This is a genomic window from Acinetobacter sp. 1124_18A, from assembly GCF_052824995.1.
Window position 1 is genome coordinate 584796 of record NZ_VTDF01000002.1, and the last position, 18053, is coordinate 602848.

Below are 18053 nucleotides of genomic sequence, written 5' to 3' on the forward strand. Positions count from 1 at the left end.
ACGATCATCATGTTTGAAAAGATTTTAATTGCGAACCGTGGTGAAATTGCCTGCCGCGTAATTCGTACTGCCAAAAAATTAGGTATCGCGACAGTTGCTGTTTACTCTGATGCAGACGCAAATGCACAACATGTCAAACTTGCAGATGAAGCGATTTATATTGGTCAGTCGCCTGCGACTCAAAGTTATTTACAAGCTGACCGCATTATTCAAGCTGCCATTGATACTGGAAGCCAAGCGATCCATCCAGGCTACGGCTTTTTATCCGAAAATGACCAGTTTGCACTTGCTTGCCAGCAACACAATATTTGCTTTATTGGCCCACCAGTCGATGCCATTTTAGCTATGGGTTTAAAAGCAACCTCTAAAGCTTTAATGGAAAAAGCAGGCGTCCCTTTAACACCGGGTTATCACGGAACCAACCAAGACGCTGACTTTTTAAAACAACAGGCAGACCAAATTGGCTATCCAGTGTTAATCAAAGCTAGTGCCGGCGGTGGCGGTAAAGGCATGAGTCTGGTTGAGCGCAGTGAAGATTTTCTGCATGCATTAGCTTCTTGTAAGCGCGAAGCTAAATCGAGCTTTGGTAATGATGATGTCTTAATTGAGCGTTATGTGATTCAACCGCGTCACATTGAAGTTCAAGTATTTGGCGATACACACGGCAACTATGTGCATTTATTTGAGCGCGACTGCTCTGTGCAACGTCGCCACCAAAAAGTACTGGAAGAAGCCCCTGCTCCACAAATGCCAAGCGAGAAGCTTGATGCGATGCGTCAGGCTGCTATTGATGCTGCACGTGCAGTAGACTATGTCGGTGCCGGTACGGTCGAGTTTATTGTGGAACAAGACGGCACGGCGTATTTCATGGAAATGAATACCCGCTTACAAGTCGAACACCCAGTGACTGAAATGATTACCGGTGAAGACTTGGTTGAATGGCAACTTCGTGTAGCTTATGGCGAACCTTTACCTAAACTACAAAACGAATTACAAATTCACGGGCATGCGCTTGAAGCACGAATCTATGCCGAAGAACCTGAAAAAGGCTTTTTACCTGCGATTGGTAAAATTGACTATTTGCACTACCCAACTCAAAACCCATATGTGCGTGTAGACAGCGGTATTGTTGAAGGCGATGAAATCACGACGTATTACGACCCAATGATTGCCAAACTCATCGTATGGGGTAAAAACCGTGAAGCTGCACTCATTCAAATGCAACATGCCTTAAGCCAATTCCATGTTGATGGCTTAGGCAACAACATTGCCTTTCTTGAAAAGATTGTTCGCAGCGACTCATTCAAACAAGCCAAGCTTGATACCGACCTGATTCAACGCGAACAAAACTTCTTGTTTAGTCCTGAAGAGATCAAGCCAGAACTTGTGGTCTCAGCAGCATTTATTGAGTTTTTAAGTAAACTCGAAAACAATCGCTCAAACCAAAAACAGCTTTGGCAGGCTCAACCGCTATGGCGCTTAAATATTGCCTATCAGCACAGCATTAAACTGAATTATTTAAACCAAAATATTCAAATCAAATTTGCATCATCTGAGCATGGCTTCACTGCAGAATATAACGGACAAAGCTACCCTATTTCTGGTCAATTAATTGATGCGCATACTGCCTCTGTTCAAATTGCTGGTACTCAGCAAAAGCTATCTTTTAATCAAAGTCAGCAAGGCATTACGCTATTCCAAAATGGGCAAAGCTATAAATTTGCTTATATTCGCCAAGACTTTAATCAAGCAGATAGCCAAGCCGATGAAGGTCACTTAAAAGCACCAATGCCAGGTGTAGTCACGCAAGTGTTGGTGAGTGCAAATCATAGCGTGAAAAAAGACGATATTTTAATGACGCTTGAAGCCATGAAAATGGAATACACCATTCGCGCCCCTAAAGACGGCTTGATTGTAGACTCCTATTTCCAAGTCGGTGATCAGGTTAAAGCTGGCGACGAGCTTGTGGAATTTCAGCCTGCTCAGGAGGAAGTTGCATGAGTGAGTTTGTCAAAATCGTGGAGGTCGGTCCCAGAGATGGCCTCCAAAATGAAAAGCAGGCTTTAACCGTCGAACAACGCTTAAACTTTATTAACGACCTGATTCATGCAGGTCTGAAATCGATTGAAGTCGGTTCATGCGTTTCGGCAAAATGGGTGCCTCAAATGGCTCAAAGTGATGAGCTATTTAAGCTGTTACCCCAAACAAGCGATGTGCAATTTAGTCTGCTCACCCCCAATAGCAAAGGTTTTGAGACTGCTCAAGCGGTAGGATGCAAAGAGGTTGCGGTGTTTACGGCAGCTTCTGAGAGTTTTACCCGTAAAAATATTAACTGCTCAATCGACGAGAGCTTTGAAAAATTTATTGATGTCATGACTGCTGCAAAAGCACATAACATACGTGTACGAGGTTATGTCTCTTGTATTGTCGATTGTCCTTATGAAGGCGCAATTGCTCCTGAGCAAGTCGTAAAAGTTGTTAAACGACTCTATGACATGGGCTGCTATGAAGTATCTTTAGGTGAAACCATTGGTACGGCTACACCAGATCATGTTCAAAAGGTTTGGCAAGCATGCCTCGCTGAACTCGACAGCAAGGTTTTAGCTGGACATTTCCACAATACCTATGGCATGGCGATTGCCAATATTTACCAATCCTTACAGCAAGGCATTCGAGTTTTTGACTCGTCTCTTGCAGGACTTGGCGGTTGCCCTTATGCCAAAGGAGCTTCGGGTAATGTATCGACCGAAGATCTGTTTTATTTGCTGTCGCACATGGGGTTTGAAACTGGCATCGACTTAGAAAAACTGATGCAAGCCAGCCAAAATATTAGCAATGTATTAAACCGAAAAAGCTTGTCAAATTATGCAAATGCTTATTGGCAAACCAAGTGTGCCTAATCATAAATTAAAATAGCTCAGCATCTGGTATAAGGCTTAATATTAGGCAGAGTACCAGATCATCCTATCTCATCTTTATCTCATTTCGTTTAGGAATTGGGACTAAATCCCTCATGCAATTTATTTAAAATCTATTATTCATCTCTGTATTAAATGCCCCTCTCAACAGAAGCATTCTCTACCCTATTTTTATTCTAAATCCGTATTGTTCTTTATCCTTTTTCAATTGTAGTCCTTAAAAATTTATCTCATTATTTATAAAAATAAGAAGCATCCATTTCAATTCTTGGCGAAATATATTCCTCCACCCAGTCTAACCATGCGCGTGTTTTTGCATCGATAAAATGGCGTGAAGGCAATAGCGTATAAACCCCTATATCGGGCGAACGCCACTCTGGCAAGATATGGCATAATCTTCCATTCTGAACTGCATCTAAAGCCGAAAACATCGGTAATAACGCCACGCCCATATCTTGTTGCACCACATCTAATAATAATTCTGGGTTATCTGCAATGAGTTGCCCACCAATATCAATTTGGTAAGACTCACCATTTGCATTTAACAAATGCCAATCTGCTGTAATCGATGGATTAACTAATCGTAAACAAGCATGATTTTTTAAGTCTTCTGGTGACTTAGGAACACCATGTTTCTCAAGATAAGCAGGTGAAGCACATAAAACAGAAAAAATAGTGCCAATTCTGCGAGCAACAAAGCGGGAATCTGTTAAAGACTCAGTGAGATAGAGACTGACATCTACCCCTTTTGCCAACAGATCTGGAACGTATTGCGATGTCGTATATTCTACTGTTAACTCGGGATAATTTTTGCAAAACTCGGCCATGACTGGAAATACGTAATGATGCCCAAAGCTTCCCATACTCAATACACGTAAACGTCCTTTGGGTTTTGAGGCGGTTCCAGCGACTTCTGACTCAGCCTCATCCACTATTGAAATGACTTGGCGACAGCGCTCTGCATAAGTCGCACCAATATCGGTCAGAGCCTGCTGGCGCGTTGAGCGTTGTATTAATTTTGTACCTAAGCGTGTTTCTAGCTCGCTGATAAGACGTGAAACCTGTGCTGTGGTCAGATCCATCTGCTCAGCTGCTGCTGTGAAACTCCCGCTATCAATCACTTTCAGGAATGCATGCATTGCATGCAATAGTCCACCATCGAGATTTTTGCGCATAACGTAAATATGTTTTCCTAAATTACGGATTGTTGCACCAGTTTAGATCAACCACAATGACTAAATGTACATACATTGGCACTAATTCTTTTTTAAGAAGAGGAACCGATCTTTTTTTATTTCGTATGTCACTTGCTCCAAATATTCAACTGGATGTTGAAAAAAGAAAGTAGTCCGAGCTACTAAAAATTCTAAGGAGATATAAATGAACATAGCTACAAAAGTCACTCCAAATATTATTGCAACAAAGGATGTGTCACTTGAAGATAAATATATAAGTGATAACGGTACAGCATATATGACCGGCATTCAGGCACTTGTACGGTTGCCTCTTGCCCAAACTCGCCGTGACGCGATTAATGGTTATCATACTGCTGGTTTTATTTCTGGTTATCGCGGTTCTCCTGTTGGTAACTATGATAGTTTCCTTTGGCAAGTTCAAGGATTACTTAAATCCCATAATGTTGTATTTCAACCTGGTGTAAATGAAGACTTGGCTGCTACCGCAATCTGGGGTACCCAACAAGTTAATCTTTCAGGCCAAGGCAAATATGATGGAGTGTCTTCATGGTGGTATGGTAAAGGCCCGGGTGTTGACCGTTCAGGCGATGTACTCCGCCATGCTAACTTAGCTGGTACCTCTGAACGTGGTGGTGTCGTTGCTTTATTTGGTGATGACCACTCTTGTAAATCTTCTACAATCCCTCACCAGTCTGAACATGTCATGATTGGTTGTGGTATCCCAATTTTCTACCCAACATCCGTTCAACAAATTTTAGACTTTGGCGTACACGCCATTGCCGTTTCACGTTTTTCTGGCCTATGGTCTTCAATGAAGCTGGTCAGTGAAATTGTGGAAACTTCCGCTTCAGTTCATGTTGATCTAGACCGTGTTACTCCAGTTATACCAGAAGATGTTAATTTCCCAGAGGGCGGCGTTAATATCCGTTGGCCAGATCACGGCATTCAGCAAGAAGAACGTCTTTATAAATATCGCTTACCTGCTGTTTTGGCCTATGCCCGCGCGAATAAAATCAACACCGTAACATGGCCTTGTGAAAATGCCCGTATTGGTATTGCCGCAAGTGGTAAAGGCTATTTAGATACGATTGAAGCCTTACGCATTTTAGGTATTGAAGATGAAACTGCCCAACAACTTGGGCTACGTGTTTATCAAGTTGGTCTAATTTGGCCTTTAGAACCTCAAGGCGTTCGTGAATTTGCAGAAGGCTTGCAAGAACTGATCGTTATTGAAGAAAAACGTCCAATTATTGAAGCACAAATTAAAGATGAGCTGTATTCACTTCCTGATGGCAAACGCCCACATGTGATTGGTAAAGCCACCGATGGTAAAGGTGAATGGAGTACCTCTATTGAAGAAGCACCACTCATTGGTCACTATGAGTTTCAGCCTGAACCTATTGCAAAAATGCTGGCTACTCGCTTCTTAAAACTAGATATTCCAGAAAGCTTAAAAGTACAAATCCAAAATAGAATCGACTTACTGCTAAAAGCAGAGCAAGAATCAAAACGTGTTATTGATCTTGCTGAGCGTAAACCATATTTCTGTAGTGGTTGCCCACATAACTCATCAACAGTCGTTCCTGAAGGTAGCCGTGCATTAGGCGGTATCGGTTGTCACTATATTGCCGTTTCACTTGACCGCGGTACTGAAACGTTCTCGCAAATGGGTGGTGAAGGTGTAAGTTGGGTAGGTGCATCTCACTTTACCAATGAAAAACACATTTTTGCTAACCTTGGTGATGGAACCTATTTCCACTCAGGTTACTTAGCAATTCGTCAATCTATCGCTGCAAAAATTAATATTACCTACAAAATTCTCTATAACGATGCGGTCGCTATGACAGGTGGTCAGCATGTAGACGGACATTTGAGCGTTGCACAGTTAACTCGTCAGCTCGCTGCCGAAGGTATTAAAAAACAAGTCATTGTGACTGATGAAGTTAAACTATTAAATGAAGAAGATGGCATTGCACCAGGTATAGAAATTCGCCACCGTAATGAACTCGATACTGTTCAACGCGAGTTGCGTGAAGTTTCAGGTGTTACTGCTTTAATTTATGTACAAACCTGTGCAAGTGAAAAACGCCGTCGCCGTAAACGCGATGCCTACCCTGACCCAGCTGAGCGTTTATACATTAACAGTGATATTTGCGAAGGCTGTGGCGACTGTTCAAAAAAATCAAACTGCTTATCTATTGAGCCAGTAGAAACAGCTTTAGGCACTAAACGTCAAATTAACCAAAGTAGCTGTAATAAAGACTTCACTTGTGCCGAAGGGTTCTGCCCAAGTTTTGTGACTGTTCATACACGCGATATGAAACGTCCAGCTAAATTTGAAGGAATTAGTGCAGGCTGGCCAACCTCACCAATCATTCCTCAGTTATACGATGTTCCAAGTCGTATTATGGTTGGTGGTATTGGCGGTACAGGTGTTGTGACTATTGGTGCACTCCTTGGTATGGCGGCTCACCTCGAAGGTAAAGCAACACGTGTTATGGACATGGCAGGTCTTGCCCAAAAAGGCGGTACGGTTTATTCATACGTACAACTTGCAGCAACTGATGAGCAAATTTCTTCTACCAAAATTCCAGCAGGTCAATGTGAATTACTGATCGGTGCAGATGCCGTAGTCGCGGGTGGTAGCGCTGCTCTATCTCGTTTAAAAGATGATGCTTTAGTTATTGTGAATGAAGACAGTACACCTACTTCTGAGTTTATTAAATCTCGTGACTGGTATGCACCGATTAGCGATTTAGTTGATCGTCTTCGTGGTCGTGTTCGTCAAGGTCAACTGGTTTCTCTGCCAGCAGCTCGCATTGCAACACAACTCTTAGGTGATTCAATTTATACCAACCAGTTATTACTCGGTATGGCATGGCAATCTGGTCGTATTCCATTACTACGTGAAAGCATTGAAAAAGCAATTCGCTTAAATGGTACGGCTGTTGAAAAGAACCTAGAAGCTTTCCGTGTGGGTTGTCATCTTGCAAGTGACCCAACTTTAGCTGCACGTTTAGTTGCGGCAATGCCAAAAACTAAAACTCCGCAAACTTTAGCTGAACTTGTTGAAGACCGTTCTGCTCGTCTAACAGACTACTGGAATGAAGCTTATGCAGCTAAATATCGTACCCTTGTTGAGCTGGCTGCTAAAAAGTTACCAGAAGAATTAACAGGTACGATTGCAACTCAGCTATACAGAGTCATGGCGTATAAAGATGAATATGAAGTTGCACGTCTTTTAACAGGTAAAAGCTTCAAAGAATCGATTGAAACACAATTCGGTAAAGACCTACGTTTAACATATCATCTTGCTCCCCCAGCGTTACTTGGTGGCCTGAAAAATGTTCGTAAACGTGCGTTTGGTTACTGGATGCGCTTCCCAATGATGATGCTTGCGCGCTTACAATGGCTTCGTGAAACTTTCCTTGATCCATTTGCACGTCAAGAAGAACGTCAACACGAACAAGCATGGCGTGACCGTTACATCGCATTTGTTGAAGCACTTGTTGAAGCACCAGACAATCATAACTTGGCAGTTGCTGAACAAATTGCAAAATTACCAGCAGAAGTTCGTGGTTATGGTCATATCAAAATGAAAGCAATGGACGCAGCAAAACAACGTTGGGATGAACTTACACCAACACTCATTAAAGTGCGTAGCTAAGAAATTGCTTAGAATGAAAATCTGAAAATAAAAAAGTCATCCTTAGGGATGACTTTTTTATTGGCTTAAAATTTATTTAGCCATTTTACGTAAAGTTAAAATCTGCTCGCTTCGACCAAATGGACCATACACGTCATGTAAAACTGCACTGGTTAAACCAATGCCATCCGAACCATATTGCTGAACGGTTTCCAGACCTAGCCATTTCCCTTGCGGATAACGGTGCATGTGAACTTGCAAATCAAGATTTGGGAAGCCCCACGTAAATTCGCCTTCTTGTCTAGGCACAATTCCATTTGCGGTATCTACCATGCCAATCAAATGGGAAAAATCTGTCGTCGGCTGCCCTTCAACCATTTCTTTATCATTATTGAGCCAAACAATGCCTTTGCCAGCACGATGCTGATCATCAGTTTTAGTGACGAGTGTCTGGATAAAACCACCCGGCCATCTTTTCATACCTGTCCATTCGGTAAAGGTATCTGGATGATGAACTGGCTGATCTTCAAGCCCAGCAATATCGGAACTATCTTGAGTGCACATTCGCCATGCTCTAGCCACAATACAGGTTTTACCTTGTGCTTGCATTTCGGCTTCAATCAATTCAATGGTTTTACCGGCACGAATCACATGTGTCTTAATCGTAAATTCACCAAATGCAATCAATCCAAAAATATCAAAACTAATTCGACCAATTCGCATATCTTGTCGTGGTGAAAATTGCTCTAACTCAGCTGCGATTACGCCACTTGCAGGGGCCATATGCTGTTCATGAGGGTTCCATGCCCCTTGTGCATGAACAGTTGAGCAATAATGAGCAATAACTTCGCCTTGAGGACCAATTGTTCTATTCAGTAATTGATAATAAGCATTCATGATTTTCTTTCCGTAGTCCTTATCCAACATCTATATTTGATGAAAATTCACGTTTTAATGCTTATGTTAACCCTCTATTTCTTCGGCTCAACTGGTTTTTCATACCAAAAACTCATGAGTCTAAAATTACAAATTTAATCACTGAGTAAGATTACACATATAAATATCACCCAGTAATTCTAAAAATTACTAGTCACTAAAATGCAAAAGCGTCTTGATCGAGCTCCATCACAGATTCAGCTCCAGACTCAATAGAAGCAGCATGGCTCTGTGTACGATGCAAAAGTTTTTGATAGAAAAACTTAGCTGTCGTTAACTTTGCTTTATAAAAAGCTTCTTCTTGTGTACCTGCCTCTAATTTTTCATGGGCAACTTGTGCCATTCGAGCCCACAAATAAGCGAACACGACGTAACTAGAAAAATAAAGATAATCTACCGAAGCTGCCCCTATTTCTTCTGGGTTGTTCTTCGCTTTCTCTGCAATCGTTTTAGTCAGTGACAGCCATTGTTGCTTAAGCTCAGCTAATTTTTCCAGATAAGGTTTCAGGGTTTCACTAGATTGCTGTTGACCAATAAATTGATCAATTAAGTCCGTCATATTTTTTAGAAGTTTGCCTTCCGACTTGAGGACTTTACGTGCCAGCAGATCTAAAGACTGAATCTCGGTTGTTCCCTCATACAATGTTGAGATACGCGCATCACGTACAATTTGCTCCATTCCATGCTCAACAATAAAGCCATGGCCGCCAAACACCTGAACGCCGTGCTTTGCAGATTCATTGCCTGATTCTGTTAAAAAGGCCTTAGCAATTGGTGTTAAAAAAGCCAGTAATTCATCGGAGTGTTTTTGCTGTTCCCGATCGTTTGAACTTTCAACAATATCGACATGCTGAGCCAGAAAGTAAGCCAGCGCACGCCCACCTTCAGAAAAAGCTTTTTGTGTCATTAACATTGAACGCACAGCGGGATGCACAATAATTGGGTCAGCATTTTTCTCAGGATATTGAGGACCTGATAACGAACGCATAGCAAGACGCCCTTTGGCATAACTTAATGCGCCTTGAAATGAAATCTCAGAAGCAGCGAGCCCTTGTACCGCGGTTCCAATACGTGCAGTATTCATAAAGGTAAACATACAATTGAGCCCACGATTTTCAGGGCCAATCAGATAACCTTTCGCACCATCAAAATTCAATACACAGGTGGCATTTCCATGTATCCCCATTTTATGTTCAATCGCGCTACAAACGACTTTATTACGGTCCAGCACCTGACCGTCGTCACTCACATTAAATTTAGGCACAATAAATAAAGAAATCCCTTTAGTCCCTGCAGGTGCCTGAGGCAAACGGGCTAAAACAATATGAATAATATTTTCAGACAGATCATGCTCACCTGCCGAGATAAAAATCTTTTCACCCGTAATGGAGTAACTACCGTCAGGATTTGGTTCTGCTTTCGTTCTAATTAGCCCAAGGTCCGAGCCCGCATGTGATTCGGTTAAACACATGGTTCCCGTCCAGACACCACTAACGAGCTTAGCCAAAAACTTCTGTTTTTGTTGCTCGGTGCCATGATGCTCAATGGTTCTCATTGCCCCATGAGACAAGCCCGGATACATTGCCCAAGCCCAATTAGAACCACATAACATTTCAGAAATGGCAATCCGCAATAAGGTCGGTAAGCCTTGTCCACCATATTCTGGGTCGGCAGTTAAAGAGGTAAATCCAAGCTCAGCATATTTTTGGTAGGCTTCTTTAAAACCTTTCGGCGTTGTGACTACGCCTTGATTTAAATGGCACCCTTCCTGATCGCCATTTTGATTAATAGGCGCCAACTCATTTTCACAAAAATCTGCGGCTGCCTCTAAATATTGATCAATTAATTCTCGATTTACGCTTTCCTGATATTTACTTAAACCTTGATAGTTCTGTTCTGTTTGAAGCATTTCATGCAGCACAAATTGCATATCGCGTAATGGAGCTTTGTATAAAGGCATAGTTTTTTCCTTTCACTTCACTGCCTGTGTCATGGGCAGATATCGTTTTTTCCTTAAAATGGACTTTTATTGTTTCAATCTCACCAAAATATCAAAAAATTTCTTATAGCAAAATATATTTCCACTAATTTAACAAAATTATCGCAACTAAGAAATAGAGATAAAACATAAACACATGTTTTAAAATACAAATATAGAATGAAAAGTAATTGGCACTGCTTAATCAGAATAAATTTTAATTTTGTATTGCAAAATTTTATTCCGTAAAAATTCAATTTATAGTATCGTAATTAGATTGCTTAATCATCCAAGGACGATTCATGGAAAGCCCGAAATACACAGGTCTTGAGTTTTTAACCGCTTTAAAAAATGGTGAAGTTTCCCCATCACCTATGGCTCATACCATACCGATGGAACTCATTGAAGTATCCGAAGGTAAAGCAACTTATAAAGTTACCCCTCGCAAAGAACATAGAAATATACAAGGTGGTGTACACGGCGGCTTTTGCGCCACAGCTTTAGATACAGCAACTGGCAGTGCAGCTCATACATTACTTGAACATGGCGTTGGCTATGGAACCATTGATTTAAATGTAAAAATGATCCGCCCCATGCAGGTTGATATGTCTTACTATGCGACAGCCGAGTTGATTAATGCAGGCCGGAATATTATTAGTACCGAAGGAAAAATCGTAGATGAGAACGGCAAAATATATGCCTTTGCCTCGGCAACCTTAATGATTATTCGCAAATAATAAAATATTGAAGCTCCTGTTTATGGAGCTTTTTCTTGCTTTGCAATCTTACCCATTTCATAAAAATCTAAGCGATCAATCATAAAACTTAATATTGCCATCGCTAAACCTAAAGCAGCACACGCTTCCCACCCCCAATGTTTCCATGCATAAACTGCAATAAAAGAACCTAAGGCAGCTCCACCAAAATATAAGGTCATATAAATTGAGTTAATACGCGAACGCGCCTCGGCCGAAATTCGGTAGACCAGATTTTGGTTAAGCACATGAAATGCCGATAAACCAAAGTACGCCATAACAACCCCTACAGCGTAGGCAACCAGAGACTGCTGTGCAAAAAATAGTGGTATCCATGCACTTATTAATAAGCCCATACAAATCACTGCAATTTTATTCTCAAGCCCTGCCGCAATTTTTTTACCTGCCCAAGGGGTCGCAAATACACCTGCCAGTCCAACAATCCCAAATAAACCAATCTGGAAATCGTTAAAGTGATAAGGCTCATTCGCCAAAATAAAAGTCATGGTGGTAAAAATCAGAGCCAAAATACCAAAGCCAATTCCCCCTGCCAAACCACGGCGCAGTAAATGAGGCTGGTGAGCTGCTAATGAAAATAATGAACCATAAATCTGTAGAATATTGAGTTGGTGAGACTTACGCGCAATTGGTAACTTCACCCACATCACCCAAGCGAACACTAAAATGACAATTCCACTAATTAAATAAACCGCATGCCAAGACCAAACTGTAGAAAGTAGGCCTGCAATAGAACGTGCCAATAATATTCCCAAAAACAAACCACTCATGAGAGTGCCTACAACTTGAGGGCTTTTTTTCGGGCTAGCTAGACCTGCGGCGAAAGGAACTAAAACTTGAGTTGCAATCGAAAAGAATGTGGCTAAAAAGGTAAAGCCATATAAAACTGGCAAGGTTTGACTTAAGGATAGCCCTACTTGTGCAAGCCCCGTACAACACATGAGCAAGCAAATATAACTACGTTTTTCAAAAAAATCGCCTAAGGGAACCAATATAAAAAGACCAACTGCATATGACAGTTGGCTAATCACAATAGTTAAAGCAACTTGATCAGCATTAACTTTTAATGCTTCTGCAATTGAATAGATTAAGGGCTGGTTATAATAGTTTGAACCCGCACAAATTCCACATGTCATTGCCATGATAAAAATAAAGCTTTTTGACAGTATATTTTCTGCATTGGGCTCAACTATTTTTTCCATTTTTAACTACGTCCCATTTTAGAATTTATACATCGATACAAAGTTTACGCGTGATACATCCGCGGTTCTGCCATCAAATACTTCTCTTTTGCCTTGATGATATTCCATACCAATATCCATTTGCTCAATCGGTGAATAGAAAACGTTAGCTGCGTAGTCCGTTAGACGTTTGTTGGCATCTGGGTTGAGTTTGGCATAAGCCGTGTCGTCATCATAATCAAACATTGAAGCCGATAAGTTTGCACGCCATTGCTCATTAAATTTATATGAATAACCAATATTGATGCTATTCAACTTATTCATAACCAAATCTGTTTTATCTTCATTTAAAGAAAAATCACCCGCGGCATTTAAATTTGTTGAATTTGCCAAACCACTTTGGGTGGTGTACGGCATAAATTTTTGATCACCGACAATATATTGATAATTTGCTTGTACCGATTGTTGTGGCGTGAGTTGATATTTTAAGCCGCCTCCAGCGCCCCAGCTTACTTTCTTAACCGTGGCAGTTGCGACATCTGCGGATTTTTCATTAATAAAGCCTTGAGCAAGTGCCGTTAAAGGCCCTTGTTTAAAGCTATAGCGTCCCGTTAAAGTTGGAAATGCCGAGACTCTCGAACCTGTATATTCCAAGGCTACTTTTAAATCATTATTGGCATCGATTTTCCAGTCATAGCGAATTTGAGGAGTCCGCGTATACGAGGTTCCCACAAATTGGGTATAATCAACAGCTTCGGTACGGGTTTCCATGTTAGACATGAGTGACCATGTTTGACCAAAGGTCCAGTCTTTATAGGTGAAAAAAGCATGACGGATACGGAATTTACCGTCCCCTGTTCCCATGTTAGAGCTATCAAAAAAATCGGCTTCAATATTTCCCGTCACAGCTTTATTTGGACTATTAAAATAAACACCGAGTCGGCTTGCATTAATCATGGCATCGGAACGTGCATGGTTTGAACGTTTTTCACTTTCAAAAGGTGTTCTGTACAAACTGCTGGTCGTTCTACCGCCCGAATCAGGTGATGATTTAAAATCAACCGCCGCATCAATACGGGCGATACCGTAAACCTTCACATTATCCGTCCAAGTGACCCACGAAGGAGCAACAGGCTTCTCTGTTACAGTCGCTTTAGTTTTTTCGATGTTCTCTTCAATTTTTACCTGTTTGACCTGTAAATTATTTTGAGTTTGTTTCTGAGCGGCAAGTTCTGCTTTTAATTTTTGCAGCTCGGTTTCTAGCAAATTAATTCTTTGTTCTGTGGTATCTGTAGAATTTGCAAAAATAGTCCCTGAAGCCGCAGCGCAAGCTGCAGCTAAAATTAATTTTTTCATCTTTTAATCCTTAAAGAAGCGTTTTTTCCGTGTATATTTAAGCTACACGTGCATCGATTAGTTCACAGTCTGTGACTGCTTGTAATTCATTAAAACTAAGACCTTCCACCATTTCTGTGACATAAGCTTTTTGGTCTTTGAGTTCAATAATGCATAAATCGGTATAAATACGATTGACACATTGCTCACCAGTCATTGGATAGCTCAGTTCTTTTACAATTTTGGACTCACCTTTTTTAGTGACGTGTTCCATATAGACATAAATCGTTTTTGCGCCGACCGCCAAATCCATAGCACCACCGACTGCGGGTACATCATCTGCCTTACCGGTATGCCAGTTTGCCAAGTCTCCATTTACAGCAACTTGGAATGCACCAATTACACAAATGTCCAGATGACCGCCGCGCATAATGTCAAACGAGTCACCATGATGCATAAAACAACCACCATCTAATAAAGTGACGAGTTCTTTTCCAGCATTGACTAAATCTTGGTCTTCTTCACCAGGTTGTGGCGGCGGCCCAAAAGCCAAGACACCATTTTCCGAATGTAAAAAAATTTCTTTGTCTTTAGGCAAAAATTTAGCAACGTTGGTCGGTAAGCCAATACCTAAATTGACATAAGAACCTTCTGGAATGTCATTGGCGATGAGTTTGGCAATATCTTCACGAGAACGCTTTTGAACTGACATTAGATATCTCCTACTTTTACAACGTGCTGAACAAAAATTCCCGGTGTAATAATGCACTCAGGGTCAAGCGTTCCTAGCTCTACGGTGTCATTCACTTGAACAATGGTGGTCTTGGCGGCTTTTGCCATGATCGGTCCAAAATTACGGGCTGCTTTGCGGTAAGTTAAATTGCCCCAGCGGTCAGCTTCATCGGCATAAATCAGTGCAAAATCAGCTTCGAGGGGATATTCAAGTACATAGTTTTTACCATTAATGGTTCGAGTTTCTTTGCCCTCGGCAACTTTGGTGCCATAACCAGTTGGAGTAAAAATAGCACCGAGACCCGCACCTGCGGCCTGAATACGACAAGCCAAATTACCTTGTGGAACCAGTTCCAACTCAATTTTCCCCGCTCTATATAAGTCTTGAAAAACGGTTGATCCAGCAGATTTTGGAAATGAACAAATCATTTTTTTAACGCAACCGGCAATAATCAGATTTGTTAAACCACGATCACCAGAAGCCGCATTGTTATTTACAATGATCAGTTCTTTTTTTCCTAAATCGATTAAGGCTTCAATTAATTCAGCAGGTTGCCCCGTCACACCAAACCCGCCTGTCATGATGGTTGCACCATCAGGAATAGCTTTTAAAATCGGTTCAATGTCACTGGTGATTTTATTTATCATCTCACTTGTCCCTTTTCATCCTTAATTTAAGGTGACAGATTGATCTGTCACTCTGCCTTTTGCGGGTTAAATAGTCGGTCTTTAATAAATAACAATGGAATTACACCGCAGATAAAATAAGCCGCAGCCATCACCAAAAGCCCTAAGCCAATAGAACCGTTTTGCGATAGATAACCAATTGTTAATGGAGAGAAAATAGAAAGTACTTTACCAATGTTATAAGCACCACCCACTGCCGAACCTCGAATTGAAGTCGGGAAACTTTCCGTCATATAGGTGGCATTAATTGCGTATGGAATACCGTAAAGGAAACCGAAGAACAGCATCATCCATAAAATATTAGTAGGTGTATTTAAATAGACAATGACCGGAATAAATAAAGCTGTACCAATGGTTCCGAAAGCGAATACAGCGCGGCGCCCTAATTTATCGGCAACGATCCCTGCAATCACTTTGGCAAACATCATGATCAGGAAGGTACCGACCATATACATCGCCATTTCTTTAAACTTAATGCCAAGATCAGACTCTAAATAAGCTGGTAACCAGTTACTTACCCCGTAATAACCGAACTGCAATGCACCTGTACTAATAATCCAAAGTACAAACATGGTGCCGTGTTTCTTATCTCTTAAAATTTCAAGATATGGGTTTTGACGTTTTTTAGGTTGATTACTTTGAGCGACTTCTAGCGCTTTTAATTGACGTGCTTTTTTCCAAGACTCAGGTTCAGGTACACAAAAGTGCATTAAAATTGACAATACCAAAGGAGTAATCGCAATCCAGTATAGGAAACGCCAGCCATGTTCAGGAATAATATGTCCTGCTAATAAAGTCGCTAGCAACGAACCTAAGGTATAACCCGTCATGAGAGTAGCCAAAACAGTCGAGCGATGTTTTGTTGGCACCATTTCAGACATTAAAATATTACAGGCAATATAAAGCGCACCTAAACCCATCGCTCCAAAAGTTCTTAAAACTGCAAATTGCATATAAGAATCTGTAAAACCCAATGCACTGGTTAAAACTGAAGAATAAGCAATAAAGAACACAATAATGCGGACCCGCCCAAAACGGTCACAAGCCCAACCACCAATCAGGCCACCAATTGCTGAACCTAAAAGTGTTAAACTGCCTAATGTTCCAGCTTGTACACCCGTTAAATGAAATTCTGTTTTAAGACTGGTCAAGCTTAATGCCAAAAAACCTAAGTCTGCCCCATCACACAACAATGTTAAAAAAGCGAATATAAATGCGGTAATCCAAATCTTTTTTGGTGTCTGGATAGCTTCACTGCTAGCCGTATTTTGTGCAACTGTTTCTGTTGTCATGTCCATATCCTCAGAAGGAACATGAGGCATCCAATGCCTCATGGCATTTGTTTTTTATTAGGTAGTAGCTTCCCTAATCATGTTTTTGGCAATAATAATTTGTTGAACTTGCGTAGTCCCTTCATACAAACGGAACAAACGGACATCGCGATAAAAACGCTCAATGGCATACTCACTGATATAGCCTGCGCCACCATGGATCTGTACACAGCGGTCGGCAACGCGGCCACACATTTCAGTTGCAAACATTTTTGCGCAAGATGCTTCTGTACTAATGTTTTCGCCATTATCACGGCGGCGAGCTGCATCTAGGACCATACATTTAGCCGCATAAATTTCGGCTTTTGAGTCAGCAAGCATGGCTTGAATCAACTGGAAGTTCGCAATAGGCTGACCGAACTGTTTGCGCTCAATTGCATAGTGCAGTGCGTCGTTTAACATACGCTCAGAAACGCCCACGCTATATGCACCAATATGCAAGCGCCCTTTATCAAGCACTTTCATGGCCGTTTTAAAACCAACACCTTCTACCCCACCAATGAGTGCTGAAGCAGGTACACGGCAGTTTTCAAAAATCACATCACAGGTGTGCGAACCCTTTTGTCCCATTTTTTGGTCAATTTTGCCCAATGTAATGCCCGGTGTATTAGCCTCAACTAAAAAAGCTGAAATACCGCCTGACCCTTTAATTTCAGGATTTGTCCGAGCCATTACAGTGAAAGTTGCAGCATGAGGTGCATTGGTAATAAAACGTTTGGTGCCGTTTAATACATAAAAATCACCATCTTTTACGGCACTGGTTTTTAAAGAGGCAGCGTCAGAGCCAGATTCAGGCTCGGTTAAACAAAATGAACCAATAATTTCACCACTTGCATAACGCGGTAAATATTTTTGCTTTTGCTCTTCTGTACCATCAATCAAAATTGCACTTGAGCCAATACCGTTATTAGTACCAATTAAAGAGCGAAAAGCTGGTGAAGTTTGCCCAAGTTCAAATGCAACTCTGACTTCCTCTTCCATGGTGATGCCTAGGCCACCATATTCTTCAGGAATGGTGAGACCAAACAAACCAAGCTCACGCATTTGCTGCACAATGTCATCTGGAATTTTGTCTTTCTCTACCACTTCGTTTTCACGAGGGATCAATTCTTTTTTTACAAAATCTCGAATTGTTGAAAGTAACTGCTCCAACATCCCTTCATCACGGATCATCTGTGATCTCCCTTTTTATGTATTTCCATCGTACCCATCAGCCATCTCCCGCTTGTCTGGATACCATGTTTTAAATCTTGTTTACTGCGGATGTGTTTCATAGTACGAGAACGAAAATACAAATTTCAAGCTTTTTTGAAAATTAATTTCGTTAAACGAAATTTAAA

General features: G+C 41.2%; 13 protein-coding genes. 4 read left to right on the plus strand and 9 right to left on the minus strand.

Annotation, left to right across the window (positions count from 1 at the left end; all coding sequences use genetic code 11):
- The first annotated feature begins 9 nt into the window (after window positions 1-9).
- Together FY048_RS07255 and FY048_RS07260 are read left to right on the plus strand one after the other, a co-directional pair.
- The gene (locus tag FY048_RS07255) at window positions 10-2001 is read left to right on the plus strand and encodes an acetyl/propionyl/methylcrotonyl-CoA carboxylase subunit alpha (RefSeq protein WP_446090675.1); all 1992 of its coding nucleotides are present in this window, start codon (window positions 10-12) and stop codon (window positions 1999-2001) included.
- A complete protein-coding gene (locus tag FY048_RS07260; RefSeq protein ID WP_446090676.1) occupies window positions 1998-2900 on the plus strand; it encodes a hydroxymethylglutaryl-CoA lyase in 903 nt (300 codons plus the stop codon). The genes FY048_RS07255 and FY048_RS07260 overlap by 4 nt, the downstream gene beginning before the upstream one ends.
- A gap of 251 nt (window positions 2901-3151) precedes the next feature.
- Here the strand turns inward: FY048_RS07260 and FY048_RS07265 are convergent, their stop codons facing one another.
- On the minus strand, window positions 3152-4093 hold the full coding sequence (locus FY048_RS07265; protein ID WP_446090677.1) for a LysR family transcriptional regulator: 942 nt from the start codon (window positions 4091-4093) through the stop codon (window positions 3152-3154).
- 205 nt (window positions 4094-4298) lie between these two features.
- Here FY048_RS07265 and FY048_RS07270 point away from each other — a divergent pair, with 205 nt between their 5' ends.
- Window positions 4299-7781, plus strand: a complete 3483-nt coding sequence (locus FY048_RS07270) for an indolepyruvate ferredoxin oxidoreductase family protein (RefSeq protein WP_446090678.1) — start codon at window positions 4299-4301, stop codon at window positions 7779-7781.
- A gap of 72 nt (window positions 7782-7853) precedes the next feature.
- Here FY048_RS07270 and FY048_RS07275 read toward each other — a convergent pair whose 3' ends face one another.
- Both FY048_RS07275 and FY048_RS07280 read right to left on the minus strand, forming a co-directional pair.
- The gene (locus FY048_RS07275; RefSeq protein ID WP_446090679.1) at window positions 7854-8657 is read right to left on the minus strand and encodes a thioesterase family protein; all 804 of its coding nucleotides are present in this window, start codon (window positions 8655-8657) and stop codon (window positions 7854-7856) included.
- A 196-nt stretch (window positions 8658-8853) separates the two neighbouring features.
- On the minus strand, window positions 8854-10656 hold the full coding sequence (locus FY048_RS07280) for an acyl-CoA dehydrogenase C-terminal domain-containing protein (protein WP_446090680.1): 1803 nt from the start codon (window positions 10654-10656) through the stop codon (window positions 8854-8856).
- 305 nt (window positions 10657-10961) lie between these two features.
- Here FY048_RS07280 and FY048_RS07285 point away from each other — a divergent pair, with 305 nt between their 5' ends.
- A complete protein-coding gene (locus FY048_RS07285) occupies window positions 10962-11411 on the plus strand; it encodes a PaaI family thioesterase (RefSeq protein WP_446090735.1) in 450 nt (149 codons plus the stop codon).
- Between the two features lie 20 nt (window positions 11412-11431).
- Here the strand turns inward: FY048_RS07285 and FY048_RS07290 are convergent, their stop codons facing one another.
- Genes FY048_RS07290 through FY048_RS07315 form a run of 6 tightly spaced genes read right to left on the minus strand, consistent with a single transcriptional unit; the run spans window position 11432 to window position 17886 of the window.
- Window positions 11432-12649 (minus strand): MFS transporter, encoded by a 1218-nt coding sequence (locus FY048_RS07290; protein ID WP_151826537.1) that lies wholly within the window; start codon window positions 12647-12649, stop codon window positions 11432-11434.
- Window positions 12650-12667: 18 nt separating this feature from the next.
- Window positions 12668-13984, minus strand: a complete 1317-nt coding sequence (gene dcaP, locus FY048_RS07295; RefSeq protein WP_446090681.1) for an outer membrane trimeric porin-like protein DcaP — start codon at window positions 13982-13984, stop codon at window positions 12668-12670.
- Between the two features lie 37 nt (window positions 13985-14021).
- Entirely contained in the window at window positions 14022-14675 is a 654-nt protein-coding gene (locus FY048_RS07300; RefSeq protein WP_446090682.1) for a 3-oxoacid CoA-transferase subunit B, read from the minus strand.
- Window positions 14675-15343 (minus strand): 3-oxoacid CoA-transferase subunit A, encoded by a 669-nt coding sequence (locus tag FY048_RS07305; protein ID WP_446090683.1) that lies wholly within the window; start codon window positions 15341-15343, stop codon window positions 14675-14677. Before FY048_RS07305 ends, FY048_RS07300 begins: the two co-directional genes overlap by 1 nt.
- Before the next feature lie 47 nt (window positions 15344-15390).
- On the minus strand, window positions 15391-16674 hold the full coding sequence (locus FY048_RS07310; RefSeq protein WP_446090684.1) for an MFS transporter: 1284 nt from the start codon (window positions 16672-16674) through the stop codon (window positions 15391-15393).
- Between the two features lie 57 nt (window positions 16675-16731).
- Entirely contained in the window at window positions 16732-17886 is a 1155-nt protein-coding gene (locus FY048_RS07315) for an acyl-CoA dehydrogenase family protein (protein WP_446090685.1), read from the minus strand.
- Between the last annotated feature and the right edge of the window lie 167 nt (window positions 17887-18053).

Bases quoted from the DNA above. Each gene is read 5' to 3' on its own strand.
- FY048_RS07255 (WP_446090675.1), top strand. From the start codon at position 10: ATGTTTGAAAAGATTTTAATTGCGAACCGTGGTGAAATTGCCTGCCGC.
- FY048_RS07260 (WP_446090676.1), top strand. From the start codon at position 1,998: ATGAGTGAGTTTGTCAAAATCGTGGAGGTCGGTCCCAGAGATGGCCTC.
- FY048_RS07265 (WP_446090677.1), bottom strand. From the start codon at position 4,093: ATGCGCAAAAATCTCGATGGTGGACTATTGCATGCAATGCATGCATTC.
- FY048_RS07270 (WP_446090678.1), top strand. From the start codon at position 4,299: ATGAACATAGCTACAAAAGTCACTCCAAATATTATTGCAACAAAGGAT.
- FY048_RS07275 (WP_446090679.1), bottom strand. From the start codon at position 8,657: ATGAATGCTTATTATCAATTACTGAATAGAACAATTGGTCCTCAAGGC.
- FY048_RS07280 (WP_446090680.1), bottom strand. From the start codon at position 10,656: ATGCCTTTATACAAAGCTCCATTACGCGATATGCAATTTGTGCTGCAT.
- FY048_RS07290 (WP_151826537.1), bottom strand. From the start codon at position 12,649: ATGGAAAAAATAGTTGAGCCCAATGCAGAAAATATACTGTCAAAAAGC.
- dcaP (WP_446090681.1), bottom strand. From the start codon at position 13,984: ATGAAAAAATTAATTTTAGCTGCAGCTTGCGCTGCGGCTTCAGGGACT.
- FY048_RS07300 (WP_446090682.1), bottom strand. From the start codon at position 14,675: ATGTCAGTTCAAAAGCGTTCTCGTGAAGATATTGCCAAACTCATCGCC.
- FY048_RS07305 (WP_446090683.1), bottom strand. From the start codon at position 15,343: ATGATAAATAAAATCACCAGTGACATTGAACCGATTTTAAAAGCTATT.
- FY048_RS07310 (WP_446090684.1), bottom strand. From the start codon at position 16,674: ATGACAACAGAAACAGTTGCACAAAATACGGCTAGCAGTGAAGCTATC.
- FY048_RS07315 (WP_446090685.1), bottom strand. From the start codon at position 17,886: ATGATCCGTGATGAAGGGATGTTGGAGCAGTTACTTTCAACAATTCGA.